This is a genomic window from Pseudomonas sp. ANT_J28, assembly GCF_008370005.1.
Taxonomy (GTDB): domain Bacteria; phylum Pseudomonadota; class Gammaproteobacteria; order Pseudomonadales; family Pseudomonadaceae; genus Aquipseudomonas; species Aquipseudomonas frigoris.
The window spans coordinates 101,489-116,036 of the sequence record NZ_VOBM01000018.1 but is presented as its reverse complement, the minus strand read 5'-3'; the positions used below and the strand labels follow the sequence as shown (position 1 = coordinate 116,036).

The window sequence follows — 14,548 nt, the reverse complement described above, 5'->3', positions numbered from 1 at the left end:
CCAGAAGCCGAAGACGGCTTCTTCGAATAGGCCTGATACATAGATGCAACGGGGCGGCGGTTTTTCAAAAGCGGGTAGACAGTGGGGGCGAGTCCATACATAGCAGCTGGCGAAGCCTGCGTTCGGCTGCGCAGCAGTCGTAAAATCAGCACTCGCGATTTTTCAGACACGCCGTGCAAGCAGGGTTTACGACTGCTGCGCAGCCGGACGCAGGCTTCGCCAGCTGCTACAGGTTGTGTGGCAGCTTGCCCGCTCGGCTGTGAGGCCCTGACGTTCGCCGCCGTACAAGGTAAACTTCCCGCCCTTCGCAGGAGCAGCCATGAATTATCGTCACGCCTTCCATGCCGGCAATCACGCCGATGTGTTCAAACACCTGACTTTGACCCGCATCATCGCTTTGATGTCGCGCAAGGAGCAGCCGTTTGCCTATCTCGACACTCACGCCGGCATTGGTCTTTATGACCTGCAGGGTGATCAGGCGAGCCGTACCGGTGAGTACCTGGAAGGCATTGCGCGTTTGTGGGATCAGCCGGATCTGCCGGCGTTGACCGCGGATTACATGAAGGTGCTGCACGACATGAACCCGGATGGCCAGTTGCGCTATTACCCGGGGTCGCCGGAGTTGGCGCGGCGTCTGACGCGGCCGCAGGATCGGGTGATGCTCAACGAGAAGCATCCGGAAGACGGTTTGCTGCTCAAGGACAACATGGCCGGTGACCGTCGGGTGAAGGTGCATCTGGGTGAAGGCTGGCATGTGCCGCGTGCGATGTTGCCGGTGCAGGAGAAGCGGGCGGTGATGTTGATTGATCCGCCATTCGAGCAGCTGGATGAGATGCAGCGCTGTGCGGCGTCGCTGAAAGAGGCGATTGGCCGGATGCGGCAAACCGTGGCGGCGATTTGGTACCCGGTGAAGGACCAGCGCATGTTGCGTCGTTTTTATCAGGATCTGGCGGGCACGGGCGCGCCGAAGTTGTTGCGTGTCGAGTTGCTGGTGCATCCGCTGGATACTCCGAACAGTCTGAATGGTTCGGGGCTGGCGATTGCGAATCCGCCGTGGGGTCTGGAAGAGGAATTGCGTGAGTTGCTGCCGTGGTTGTCCAAGAAGCTTGGGCAGACCCAGGGTGGTTGGCAGATGGATTGGTTGATTGCTGAGAGTTGATTGCTGATCAGATGTTTTGATGGTGTTTGACAAGACGCCTTCGCGAGCAAGCCCGCTCCCACAGTAGATTTATGTCGATCACAAGAGTGTGGTCAGGCGTAGATCCAATGTGGGAGCGGGCTTGCTCGCGAAGTTTTTTGGGCCCTGAGATCAGATCGGGCAAGTCACGCCTGTACCGCCAATGCCGCAATACCCTTCAGGGTTTTTCGCCAGGTACTGCTGGTGGTAAGCCTCGGCGAAGTAGACCGTCGGCGCTTCGTCGATTTCAGTGGTGATCGTGCCTTTGCCAGCCTTGGTCAACTCGGCCTGGAACACTTGCTCGCTGTGCTTGGCGGCTGCCAACTGAGTCGGGTTGGTGGCGTAGATCACCGAGCGGTATTGGGTGCCGATGTCGTTGCCCTGACGCATGCCCTGGGTCGGGTTGTGCAGCTCCCAGAACATTTTCAGCAGCTCTTCGTAGCTGACTTTCGCCGGCTCGTAGACCACCAGTACCACTTCGCTGTGGCCGGTCAGGCCCGAGCAGACTTCTTCATACGTCGGGTTCGGCGTAAAGCCGCCGGCGTAACCCACCGCCGTACTGACCACGCCTTCGCGCTGCCAGAACTTGCGCTCTGCGCCCCAGAAGCAGCCCAGGCCGAAGATCGCGAAATCCACGTCCATCGCGAACGGGCCCAGCAGCGGGGCGTCGTGGACGAAGTGTTTTTCCGGCACCGTCATTGGGGTTTCACGGCCAGGCAGAGCTTGTTCTTTAGTCGGGAGCACGTTTTTGTTCACCAGAATTTCCGAGCGCAAGACCATGATCAGTCCCCTCAGTCAGGTTGAATGTAAATTGTCAGACACGCAGTTTGCCCGAGTGTTACGCCGCTGTCAGGCGATCGGGCCACGCGGATAGCGCTTGAGCTTTTCGATCAGCTCTACGCCGGGGATAGGGCGGTCGAACAGGTAGCCCTGGCCGACGTCGCAGCGATGACGGCGCAGGAAAGCCAACTGCTCGGCGGTTTCGATGCCTTCAGCCACGACCTTGAGTTTCAGGTTGTGGGCCATGGCGATCACTGCGGAGGTGATTTCCATGTCGTCCTGGTTGTCCGGGATTTCGTGGATGAAGCTTCGATCAATCTTAATGATGTCGATCGGGAATTTTTTCAAGTAACTGAGCGATGAGTAGCCGGTGCCGAAGTCGTCCATGGCCAGGGTCAGGCCCAGACGCTTGAGCTGATCGAGCTGCAAGTGGGTGTCTTCGGTGGCTTCCAGCAGCAGGCCTTCGGTGAGTTCGAGTTCCAGCAGGTTTGCCGGCAGCGCTTCTTCTTTGAGGATGTTGGCGATGGACGACACCAGGTCCGGGTCGGAGAACTGCTTGGGCGACAGGTTGATTGCCACCTGAAGATTGCCCAGGCCAGCGGCGGTCAGGTCTTTGCTCATGCGGCAGGCCTGGCGGGCGATCCATTTGCCGATGGGGATGATCAGGCCGGTTTCTTCGGCGACGCTAATGAACTGGTCCGGGCGGATCATGCCTTTTTCCGGATGGTTCCAGCGCAGCAGCGCTTCCATCCCGAGCAGGCGACCGCTGCGCAGGCAGAGCTTGGGCTGGTAGAACACGTCCAGTTCGTTCTGGGTCAGGGCGCGGCGCAGGTTGTTTTCGACGAACAGTTTGTAACTGGCCTCGGCGTTCAGCGCTTCGGTGAACACCTGAACCTGGTGTTTTCCGTTGGCCTTGGCCTTGTGCAGCGCGAGGCCGGCGTTGCGCATCAGGGTTTGCGGGTCACGGCCGTGCAACGGTGCGCAGGCCAGGCCCACGGAGCCGGTGACGCTGATCAGCTGGTTGTCGACGAACATTGGCTTGTCGAGGGTCGCCAGCAATTGATTGGCAATCTGTTGGCCCGCACGCAGGTCGGTGTCGTCCAGCAGCACGGCGAATTCGTTACTGGCGAACCGCGCCAGGCTGCCGCTAGGGCTCAGGCTGTTGCGCAGGCGTCGGGCTAGGCTGATCAACAGTTTGTCGCCGGTCTGGTGGCCGAGGCTGTCGTTGATCCGCTTGAAGTTGTCGATGTCCACCAGCAACAAGCTGATCGGGGTATCGCTGTCTCGGGCGAAACGTTCATCGAGGTTGCGGATGAAGGCCGGGCGGTTGCCGAGGTTGGTCAGGTTATCGGTGTAAGCCAGACGCTCGATGCGTTGCTGGGCGAGCTTGGTCTGGGTGATGTCTTCGTAAATGCCGATGTAATGCGTCAGCTCGCGGTTGTCGCCGTAAACCTTGGAAATCGACAACTGGCCCCAGTAGGGTTCGAGGTTTTTGCGGCGGCTTTTGAACTCACCCTGCCAACTGTTGCTCTTGGCCAGCGCCGAGGGCGCGTCGAACAACAGTTCGCTGAGGTTTTCCAGTGCCGGCAGTTCCGACAGCCGCTGGCCGTGGACTTCTTCGGTGGTGTACTGGGTGATCGCCGTGAAGCTCGGGTTGACGTATTCCACCACGCCATCGCAATTGACCAGCAAAAAGGCGTTGGCGCTTTGCTCGACCGCGCGCTGGAACAGGTGCAGGGCGCTGGTGGCGGTGCGGCGGTTGTGGTTGTTGATGACTTGGGCAAACTGATCCGCCAACTCACCGGCGAAAGCAATTTCGTCCGATTGCCAGGCGCGGGTCGTACCGGTCTGCTCCAGGCAGAGTACGCCGACCACTTGGCCGTCGACGCGGATACTGGCGTCGAGCATGGCGTTCACATCACGCGAGCGCAGGTGTTCGGCCATTTCCCGGGTGCGCGGGTCGCGCATGGCGTTGTGGGCGTCGATGGCGCGGCCGGTGTGCAAGGCATCCAGATAATCAGGGAAGAGACTGACGTCAATCGGCTCTGGCAGCAGGTATTCCTGGCTGGCGCGGTGATAGGCCGAAATCGGCACGAGCAGTGAACCTTCGAGGTTCCACAGGCTGGCGCAGTCGATTTCGTAAATGTCACAGGCGCTGCGAGTGATCAGTTCGGCGGCTTCTTGCAGGGATTTGTTGCTGCTATAGCGCTGGCGGGTCAGTAGCAGGATCAAGTCTTGCTGGGCGCGCACCCGGTCCAGGTGCAGAAGCTGTTCCTGCTGGGCGCGCTGATTGAGTTCCAGGGCGATTTGCAGGCGAGAGTTCTGGGTTTCGAGGTCCAGGGCCGGCAGCAGATGCTCGCCCTCGAACAGGCCGTCGACCACCAGCAAATAGCCGCGCAGCAAGTGTCGATTGTGTTGTTTGTAGGCTTCGCCCAGTTCCAGCAGGTTCAAGGAGCCTGCGGCGGTGTGCAGGGTGTAGCGGATCAGGTAATGCGGGCTTTCGGTGAGTTGTTGCTGAACCGCGTCATGCAGCTGATAGCGCGCTTCGGGCTCCATCAGGCTGGCGTAGGGCGAGCCGACCAGAGCGCACAGCTCCACCGCCGGCAGGCCGAACTGTCGTTCGCAATTGGGATCGAGAAACAGCAGCGCCCAACTCGCTTCATTCAGCCGTTCGAAACGAAGCATGCCGAGCCGCGAGGGCACAGGCAACTGCGTCACTACCTCGGCCACCATACGGCTGGCGGCATCGGGTTGGCTCTTCATATGGAGGGAAACTCACTTCGAATAGACTGATCGCGCCGGGCTCTCGCCCTCTTTACTGTTACCTGCGGCAAGGTTGCATCATTGCGACACTGACTGACAAGAGACATGAAGGCCAAGTGCTATAAGAATATGTCGGCCGGCGCGAAGATTTCTCCAACAAACGGCCGAAACTAATGCAATTGGCCCTCAAGGGCTCAATGTAGCGGGATGCTGGTCGACTGCAAAGGCTTGCCGTCCCGGTCGTGATAACTGACACGAACCTGTTCGGCATCGACGATCAAATGGGCAAAGTTGTCCTCGCTGACCACCTTGCTGGTCAGTTCATGCTGATAGTCGCCGGCGGCTGTTCGCTCCAACGGTTGATCGAGGATGAAGGTGGATGCCTTGGCGTACGGCAGCAGTTTGCTGTTGCACAAGGGTGAGGAGACGATGGTGTGCACCTCGAAGTCCGGGTCTTCGCTGTGGGTCAGACGACTGGTCAGGGAGCCATGGACATCGCCGGAAACGAAGAAGACGTTCTTGATGCGGTGTGTACGAATCGCCTCCAGCAGCCGCAGACGTTGTTCGGGAAAGGCCTTCCACGCGTCATCACCGTGGGCTTTGCGGTCGGGGTAGAACATCACGCTGGTGACCACGAACTTCACCCTGGCCGGACTGTGAATCAACCATTTGCACAAGGCCTGTTCCTGCTCTTCGTCGAGGATGCGTCGATCATTGGCCGACAGGTTGCGTCGGGTTCGACTGTCAGTGACAAACCATTCGATATCGCCTTCGGCGAATTGATACCAATACTGTTCCAGTTTTCTATTTATTTGCCCGCTGGCAAGAAGTGCATGCGCCGGGCTATGACTGGCTTGATACAACTCATACGCCGCGATGGCGTTTTTGTATAAATAGGTGTCGGCCTTATTTTTGTTGGCGGGCCAGTTGTCTTCAATTTCATGATCATCGAGGATCATGTAAGTCGGCACGCCGGACATTAACTTGGCAATATTGGGTTGGGAAAAAGCTGCGCGGTACTTACTGAGTATTTCCTTGTATTCCCGGTCGGGAGCAATGACGTTCAGGTCATCGACATAGATTTGATCGCCGGTCATCAACATGGCGCTGATGGGCGGTTCGGCCTGCTGCGCCAGATTCGTGATCGAGGCGAAAATCCTGTCCCCCAGATGCGGTGCAGACGGGACGCCAGCGGTCATGCGCAGGTAACGACATGAACCGACGATATAGGCCCGTGGAATCGTGGCTTTGCTGGACTGTGTGCGAAACCGGTAGATATCGCGCGGCCATTGCAGCGGCAGTTCCTGAATGGTTTCCACGGTGTGCGCCGGGCTCATGGGGCTGAACCAGCCCGCCTGGTATTCGTACTCGGTATCGGTGACAAGGTCGTTGAGCGCTATGACATCGGACATATCACGCAAGATCGTCAACTTTGCAAATACACCTTGGGACCAGCGCTCTTCGCCAGGCCGGCGATAACGAATACCTGCAAATGCCGGCGCATTGTTTTGAAGTTCGCCACGCAAGAAGATGCGTGTGTGGTTAGTTGTTGTGTGGCCAATAATAGGGCCGGCAGTCGGTTTGAACATGTTCGAATCCATTCGAGTTGGTGCTAACTAAGCAAAATTGGATGATGAAGGTTTAACGATAATTAGTTGAAATAAGCTTAGTTATGGGTTCGCAAAAAATATCGAGCAGAAGTGGACTGGAGTTGTGGGCGACGTAAGCCGCGAATGTAGGAAAGGGGAGTCGGGTGGCTTTCTTGCAGGCAAAAAAAGCCCCGCCAAACTGGCGGGGTTGAGGTACGAGCGTGGCGCTCGGAAAACGTGGAACGCGACGGGCCCTCCGGTGAAGGAGGGCCGATCGGTGTTACAGCAGGATGGTGCGGATGTCCGCCAGCAGATCGCTCAGACGCTTGGTGAAGCGTGCAGCAGCGGCGCCGTTGATCACACGGTGATCGTAGGACAGCGATAGTGGCAGCATCAGTTTCGGCTGGAAGGCTTTGCCATCCCAGACTGGCTGGATGGTTGCCTTGGAAACACCGAGGATCGCCACTTCCGGCGCGTTGACGATCGGCGTGAAGCCGGTGCCGCCAATGTGGCCGAGGCTGGAAATGGTGAAGCAGGCGCCTTGCATGTCGTCAGCGGTGAGCTTTTTGTCGCGGGCTTTGGCGGCCAACACGGCGGCTTCAGCTGCCAGTTGCAGCAGGCTCTTCTGATCGACGTTCTTGATGACCGGTACCAGCAGGCCTTCAGGGGTGTCGACGGCGAAGCCGATGTTCACGTACTTCTTGCGGATGATCGCCTTGCCGCTTGGTGCCAGCGAACTGTTGAAGTCCGGCAGTTCCTTGAGCAGGTGCGCGCAGGACTTGAGCAGCAGCGGCAGGATGGTCAGCTTGACGCCAGCCTTCTCTGCCACGGCTTTCTGAGCGATACGGAACGCTTCCAGGTCGGTGATATCAGCCGAATCGAACTGAGTCACGTGCGGAATGTTAAGCCAGCTGCGATGCAGGCTCGACGCGCCGATTTGCATCAGACGGGTCATCGGCACTTCTTCGGTTTCACCGAAGCGGCTGAAGTCCACGACCGGAATTGGCGGGATGCCCGCGCCGCCGGTTGCGCCAGCAGCAGCGGCCGGTGCTTCCTTGGCTTTCTGCATCATGGCTTTGACGTAAACCTGCACGTCTTCTTTCAGCACACGACCGTGCGGGCCGCTTGGGCTGACCGCGCTCAGCTCGACGCCGAACTCGCGAGCCAGTTGGCGTACTGCCGGGCCAGCGTGAACCTTGGCGCCCGGTTTGGCCGGTGCAGCAGTCGGTGCGGCCGGAGCCGGGGCAGCAGGCGCAGCGGCGGCTGGAGCTGGAGCACTAGGAGCAGCAGCGGCCGGAGCCGGGGCAGCAGCAGGCGCAACACCTTTGACTTTCAGCTTCAGGATCAGGTCGCCGGTACCGACTTCGTCATCCAGCTTGATGGAAACGCTTTCCACCACGCCAGCGGCAGGCGATGGAATTTCCATGCTCGCCTTGTCGGATTCCAGGGTGATCAGCGACTGATCAGCTTCAACGGTATCGCCGGCCTTGACCAGGACTTCGATGATCTTGGCCTTGCCCGAGGAGCCGATGTCCGGGACATGAATGTCCTGAACGCTGTCAGCAACCGGTGCCGCCGGGGCCGCAGCGGCTGGCGCTGGAGCAGCGGCAGCAGGTGCCGCCGCCTGAGCTGGCGCGGCCGCAGTGGGTGCCGCAGCACCCGCCACTTCCAGATCCAGAATCAGGTCGCCAGTGCCGACTTCGTCGTTGAGCTTGACGCTGATGCTCTTGACCACGCCAGCGGCAGGCGATGGGATTTCCATGCTGGCCTTGTCGGATTCCAGGGTGATCAGCGACTGATCAGCCTCGACGGTGTCGCCGACCTTGACCTGGATCTCGATGATCTGGGCCTTGCCCGACGAACCGATGTCCGGCACGTGCACTTGCTGGATAGTTGCAGCAGCGGGAGCAGCGGCCGGTGCAGCTGCTGCCGGAGCAGGAGCAGCAGCCGATTTCGCTTCAGCCTTTGGCGCCTGCGCAGCGGCAGCCGCAGGGGGCGGTGCAGAGGCCGCAGCAGCGGCACCTTCGACTTCCAGCTCCAGCAGTTCGTCGCCTTCTTTCAAGCGATCGCCCAGCTTCACTTTGATGCTTTTGACGATGCCGGCCTTGGGCGCAGGAATTTCCATGCTCGCCTTGTCCGACTCAAGCGTCAGGATGCTCTGGTCGGCTTCCACACGGTCGCCGACCTTCACAAATAGTTCGATTACTTCACCTTCACCGCTGCCGATGTCAGGTACGCGAATGAGTTCGCTCACAGAGTGTCTCCTCAGCAGTCCAGTGGGTTGCGTTTTTCCGGGTTGATCCCGAACTTGGCGATGGCTTCAGCCACCACTTTAGGTTCGATATCACCACGGTCAGCCAAGGCTTCCAGGGCTGCCAACACCACGAAATGACGGTCGACTTCGAAGAAGTGACGCAGCTTCTTGCGGCTGTCACTGCGGCCGAAACCGTCGGTGCCCAGGACTTTGAATTCCTTGGACGGGACCCACTGACGAATTTGCTCAGCGAACAGCTTCATGTAGTCGGTAGACGCGATGACCGGACCTTGACGGCCGTTCAGGCACTCTTCGACATAGCTCAGTTTAGGCTTCTGGCCCGGATGCAGACGGTTGCTGCGCTCGACGGCCAGGCCATCGCGACGCAGTTCGTTGAAGCTGGTAACGCTCCACACGTCAGCGCCGACGTTGAACTCTTCACGCAGGATCTTCGCTGCTTCACGGACTTCACGCAGGATGGTGCCGGAGCCCATCAACTGAACGTGGTGCGCCGCTTCGCGGGTGTCTTCTTCGAGCAGGTACATGCCCTTGATGATGCCTTCCTCGACACCGGCCGGCATGGCTGGCTGCTGGTAGGACTCGTTCATCACGGTGATGTAGTAGAAAACGTCCTGCTGCTCTTCGGTCATCTTCTTCATGCCGTCCTGAATGATCACCGCCAGCTCGTAGCCGTAGGTTGGATCAAAGGTGCGGCAGTTCGGGATGGTGCCAGCCAGGATGTGGCTGTGACCGTCTTCGTGTTGCAGGCCTTCGCCGTTCAGCGTGGTCCGGCCGGCGGTGCCGCCGATCAGGAAGCCACGGGTGCGGCTGTCGCCAGCGGCCCAGGCGAGGTCGCCGATACGCTGGAAGCCGAACATTGAGTAGAAGATGTAGAACGGCAGCATTGGCTGGTTGTGGCTGGAGTACGAAGTACCGGCAGCGATGAAGGAGCTCATGGCGCCCGCTTCGTTGATGCCTTCTTCGAGGATCTGGCCCTTCTTGTCTTCTTTGTAGAACATCACCTGGTCTTTATCGACTGGCTCGTAGAGCTGGCCGACGGAGGAGTAGATGCCCAACTGACGGAACATGCCTTCCATACCGAAGGTACGGGCTTCGTCCGGGATGATCGGGACGATGCGCGAACCGATTTCCTTGTCCTTGACCAGTTGCGCGAGGATCCGCACGAAAGCCATGGTGGTGGAAATTTCACGGTCGCCCGAGCCGTCCAGGATTGCCTTGAGGGTATCCAGCGGTGGCGTCGGGATGTCGAAGCTTTTGGCACGGCGCTGTGGCACGAAACCGCCCAGTGCAGTGCGGCGCTCGCTCAGGTAACGGGCTTCAGCGCTGTTTGGTTCCGGTTTGAAGAACGGCAGGTTTTCCAGTTCTTCGTCTTTGACCGGAATGTCGAAACGATCGCGGAACAGCTTCAGGCTTTCAACATCAACTTTCTTGGTGTTGTGCGCGGTGTTCTTCGCTTCGCCGGCACCGGTGCCATAACCCTTGATGGTCTTGGCCAGGATGACGGTCGGTTGTTCTTTGTGGTTGACCGCTTCGTGGTATGCCGCGTAGACCTTGTACGGGTCGTGACCGCCACGGTTGAGTTTCCAGATTTCGTCGTCGGACAGATCAGCAACCATCGCCTTGAGTTCTGGCGAGTTGAAGAAGTGTTCACGAACGAACGCGCCGTCTTTGGCTTTGTAGTTCTGGTACTCGCCGTCGATGACTTCGTCCATGCGGCGTTGCAGGATACCGTCGACGTCTTTGGCCAACAGTGGGTCCCAGAAACGGCCCCAGATGACTTTGGTCACGTTCCACTGCGCACCGCGGAACACGCCTTCGAGTTCCTGGATGATCTTGCCGTTGCCGCGAACCGGGCCATCGAGGCGCTGCAGGTTGCAGTTAATAACGAAGATCAGGTTGTCGAGCTTCTCGCGGCCAGCCAGCGAGATCGCGCCCAGGGATTCCGGCTCGTCGCACTCGCCGTCGCCCAGGAAGCACCAGACTTTTTGCTTGCCTTCAGGGATGAAGCCACGGGCTTCCAGGTACTTCATGAAGCGTGCCTGGTAGATCGCCTGGATCGGGCCCAGACCCATGGATACGGTCGGGAACTGCCAGAAATCAGGCATCAGCCAAGGGTGCGGATAGGACGACAAGCCCTGGCCGTCGACTTCCTGGCGGAAGTTGTTCATCTGGTCTTCGGTGATGCGGCCTTCCATGAACGCACGGGCGTATACGCCTGGCGAGGTGTGACCCTGGAAGTAGATCAGGTCGCCGCCGTGTTCGTCGGTCGGGGCCTGGAAGAAATAGTTGAAGCCGATGTCGTACAGGGTTGCGCTGGAGGCGAAGCTGGAGATGTGACCGCCCAGGTCAGAATCTTTCAGGTTCGTACGCATCACCATGGCCATCGCGTTCCAGCGTACCAACGAGCGAATGCGGCGTTCCATGAACAGGTCGCCAGGCATGCGTGCTTCGTGGGTAACGGGGATCGTGTTGCGGTATGGCGTGGTGATGGCGTAAGGCAATTGCGAACCGCTACGGGTTGCGAGTTCGCCCATACGGGTCATCAGATAGTGAGCGCGGTCTTCGCCTTCTTTGTCGAGAACCGATTCCAGGGCGTCCAGCCATTCCTGGGTTTCGACGGGATCGAGGTCTTGCATGGCTTGCTCCAGGGCGGAAAGGCTTCCAGAATCGGTTGCCTGAGTTTGCGACTGGCCTTGTGGGCAGACGATATAAATTCTTGGATTGCCGAGAGGTTGTTCCGGCGGCGTGTAGTTTTACTACAAATCTTCGGGCATTTCAGCCTTTCGAATGTATATACGAGTAGTAAAACTACAGATGAGCGGCTTGTGGCCTCCAGCTGCGTTGTGAGAATAATCGTTAAGGTTGGTCTTTTGCCAACCAGAAAAGGTGAAAGCTTGATGCTGTCTGCCAAAAATAAAGAAATTTCAGCTATTTCTAACCTTTGTTCGACAGTCGATCAGGTAGTGCATTCTCGCGAATCACTACATGCAGCCCTCTACACGCCGATCAAGGATAGACCATGAGCCTCCCTTCGCTTGCCGAACTGCCTGGCATCCTCCTGCCGTTTGTCACCCGCGCCGAGCAGTCGTTCCGTGCGGCCGTCGCCGTGCTTCCTGACGATCATGGCCTGGCCGCATGGACGCCTGAGCGCTGGGCACAATTTGCCCGCGTCACCGCTGCCAGCGACTTCGTGATTGAACAAAGTGTCCGTGACCCATTGATGTTGCTGGAGCTGGTGCAGTCCGGTGAGCTGGACCGAAGTTTTGCTCCCGGCGAGCTGTGCGCACAGATTGCGGCAGCGGTGAATGCAGCAGAAACCGACGATGGGCTCGGTCGCGCCCTGCGTCGTCAACGTACCCGTCATCAAGTGCGGATCATCTGGCGCGACCTGACGCGTCAGTGCGATCTGACCCAGACCTGTCGCGACCTCTCGGACATGGCCGATGCCAGCATCGATCAGGCCTATCAGTGGTTGTACTCGCGGCACTGCCAGCAGTTCGGCGTGCCGACTGGCCGGCGCAGTGGCGAGCCGCAGCAGATGGTCATTCTCGGCATGGGCAAGCTCGGCGCGGTGGAGCTCAACCTGTCGTCGGACATCGACCTGATCTTCGCCTATCCCGAGGGCGGCGAAACCGTCGGCGTCAAACGCTCGCTGGATAACCAGGAATTTTTCATTCGTCTCGGCCAGCGTCTGATCAAGGCGTTGGACCCGATGACCGTCGACGGTTTTGTATTCCGCGTCGACATGCGCCTGCGGCCTTACGGTTCGGCCGGCGCATTGGTGCTGAGCTTCAACGCGCTGGAGCAGTATTACCAGGATCAGGGGCGCGACTGGGAACGCTACGCGATGATCAAGTCGCGGGTGGTGGCCGGCGATCAAGTGGCCGGCGCGCAATTGCAAGACATGCTGCGGCCGTTCGTTTACCGGCGTTACCTCGACTTTTCGGCGATCGAAGCGCTGCGCACCATGAAGCAGCTGATTCAGCAGGAAGTCCGGCGCAAGGGCATGGCCGACAACATCAAACTCGGCTCCGGCGGCATTCGTGAAGTCGAATTTATCGCCCAGGCGTTCCAACTGATCCATGGCGGCCGCGACCTGAGCTTGCAGCAACGACCTCTATTAAAAGTACTGAGCACGCTGGAAGGTCAGGGTTACCTGCCGCCGGCGGTGATCAGCGAATTGCGCGAAGGCTACGAGTTTCTGCGGTACACCGAGCACGCGATCCAGGCGATTGCCGACCGCCAGACCCAGATGTTGCCGGACGGTGCTCAGGATCAGGCGCGCATCGCCTTTATGTTGGGTTTTGCCGATTGGGCGGCTTTTCATGAACAGCTTATGTATTGGCGCGGTCGTGTGGCCTGGCACTTCGGCCAGGTGATCGCCGATCCCGACGAAGAGGAAGGCGCCGAAAGCGAAGTGGTGGTCGGCGGCGAATGGCTGCCGTTATGGGAAGAGGCTCAGGATGAAGAGGCCGGTTGCCGTCAATTGGAAGAGGGCGGTTTCGCTGATGCCACCAAAGCCCTGAAAGCGTTGGCCGGTTTGCGCAGCAGCCCGCAGTTGCGGGCGATGCAACGACTGGGGCGTGAGCGCCTCGATGCCTTTATTCCGCGGCTGCTGGCTCAGGCCGTGGAGCACGCCAATCCGGATCTGGTGCTGGAAAGGGTTTTGCCACTGGTGGAAGCCGTGGCTCGCCGTTCCGCGTATCTGGTGTTGCTGACCGAAAACCCCGGCGCGCTGCGACGTTTGCTGACCTTGTGCGCCGCGAGCCCGTGGATCGCCGAACAGATCACCCGCTTCCCGCTGCTGCTCGACGAATTGCTCAACGAAGGTCGGCTGTTCAAGCCACCGCTGGCGCCGGAACTGGCTGCCGAGTTACGCGAGCGTTTGACGCGGATTCCCGAAGACGACCTCGAACAGCAAATGGAAGCCCTGCGGCATTTCAAACTGGCGCACCGTTTACGGGTCGCCGCTTCGGAAATCGCCGGCAGCCTGCCGTTGATGAAGGTCAGTGATTACCTGACCTGGCTCGCCGAAGCGATCCTGGAACAAGTGCTGGCCCTGGCCTGGCGCCAGACCGTAAGCAAATACGGTACGCCGCAGCGCACCGACGGCACCTTGTGCGATCCCGGCTTCATCATTGTCGGTTATGGGAAAGTCGGTGGTCTGGAACTGGGGCATGGTTCGGACCTGGACCTGGTGTTCATCCACGATGGTGACCCGCAGGCGGAAACCGACGGGGCGAAGCCTATCGACGGTGCGCAATTTTTCACCCGGCTGGGGCAGCGGATCATTCACCTGCTGACGGCCCAGACCAACTCCGGTCAACTGTACGAAGTGGACATGCGTTTGCGGCCATCCGGTGCGTCGGGGTTGCTGGTGAGTTCGCTCGGTGCGTTTGCCCGGTATCAGGAAAATGAAGCCTGGACCTGGGAGCATCAGGCGCTGGTGCGGGCGCGGGTGCTGGTGGGCAGCCCGGACGTCGGCCAGGCGTTCGAGAAAGTCCGCGCGGCGGTATTGGGCAAGCCGCGGGACCTGGCGACCTTGCGCCAGGAGGTCAGCGAGATGCGCGCCAAAATGCGCGATAACCTTGGCAGCAAGAGCACCGCGGCCGGCACCGGAGCAAATGCCTTCGAGGCCACGGCGCCGTTCGATCTCAAGCAAGACGCTGGAGGTATCGTCGATATTGAATTTATGGTGCAATACGCGGCCCTGGCGTGGTCCGAATCGCACCCGCCATTGCTGCGCTGGACTGACAATATCCGCATTCTGGAAGGGCTGGAGGAGGAAGGGCTGATGCCCGCCGAAGACGCCAGCCTGTTGCGCGAGGCCTATAAAGCCTACCGTTCAGCCGCTCACCGGCAGGCCTTGCAGAAGGACGCCGGGGTGATACCGGGCGACCAGTTCGTGGACGAACGGCGGCAGGTAGTGCGGATCTGGCGCGAGCTGGGATTGAGTTAAGCGAC

At 59.5% G+C, this 14,548-nt stretch carries 7 protein-coding genes; 2 read left to right on the top strand and 5 right to left on the bottom strand.

Features of this window, described 5'->3' with window-relative positions:
* Positions 1 to 319 precede the first annotated feature (319 nt).
* A complete protein-coding gene (locus FQ187_RS15065) occupies positions 320 to 1,159 on the top strand; it encodes a 23S rRNA (adenine(2030)-N(6))-methyltransferase RlmJ (RefSeq protein ID WP_010464314.1) in 840 nt (279 codons plus the stop codon).
* A gap of 150 nt (positions 1,160 to 1,309) precedes the next feature.
* Here the strand turns inward: FQ187_RS15065 and msrA are convergent, their stop codons facing one another.
* From msrA to aceE, 5 genes are all read right to left on the bottom strand, one after another.
* Positions 1,310 to 1,957, bottom strand: coding sequence for a peptide-methionine (S)-S-oxide reductase MsrA (gene msrA / locus FQ187_RS15060; protein ID WP_046045665.1), 648 nt, complete (start codon positions 1,955 to 1,957; stop codon positions 1,310 to 1,312).
* 69 nt (positions 1,958 to 2,026) lie between these two features.
* On the bottom strand, positions 2,027 to 4,720 hold the full coding sequence (locus FQ187_RS15055) for a bifunctional diguanylate cyclase/phosphodiesterase (protein ID WP_149630092.1): 2,694 nt from the start codon (positions 4,718 to 4,720) through the stop codon (positions 2,027 to 2,029).
* A gap of 194 nt (positions 4,721 to 4,914) precedes the next feature.
* Positions 4,915 to 6,309, bottom strand: coding sequence for an alkaline phosphatase D family protein (locus tag FQ187_RS15050; RefSeq protein WP_149630091.1), 1,395 nt, complete (start codon positions 6,307 to 6,309; stop codon positions 4,915 to 4,917).
* A 280-nt stretch (positions 6,310 to 6,589) separates the two neighbouring features.
* Positions 6,590 to 8,563, bottom strand: coding sequence for a dihydrolipoyllysine-residue acetyltransferase (aceF, locus tag FQ187_RS15045; protein WP_149630090.1), 1,974 nt, complete (start codon positions 8,561 to 8,563; stop codon positions 6,590 to 6,592).
* Between the two features lie 11 nt (positions 8,564 to 8,574).
* Complete coding sequence (aceE, locus tag FQ187_RS15040; RefSeq protein WP_149630089.1) at positions 8,575 to 11,220, bottom strand: pyruvate dehydrogenase (acetyl-transferring), homodimeric type; 2,646 nt, start codon at positions 11,218 to 11,220, stop codon at positions 8,575 to 8,577.
* Positions 11,221 to 11,603: 383 nt separating this feature from the next.
* Between aceE and glnE the strand changes: the two genes are divergently transcribed.
* The gene (gene glnE, locus FQ187_RS15030; protein ID WP_149630088.1) at positions 11,604 to 14,543 is read left to right on the top strand and encodes a bifunctional [glutamate--ammonia ligase]-adenylyl-L-tyrosine phosphorylase/[glutamate--ammonia-ligase] adenylyltransferase; all 2,940 of its coding nucleotides are present in this window, start codon (positions 11,604 to 11,606) and stop codon (positions 14,541 to 14,543) included.
* The last annotated feature ends 5 nt before the right edge of the window (positions 14,544 to 14,548 follow it).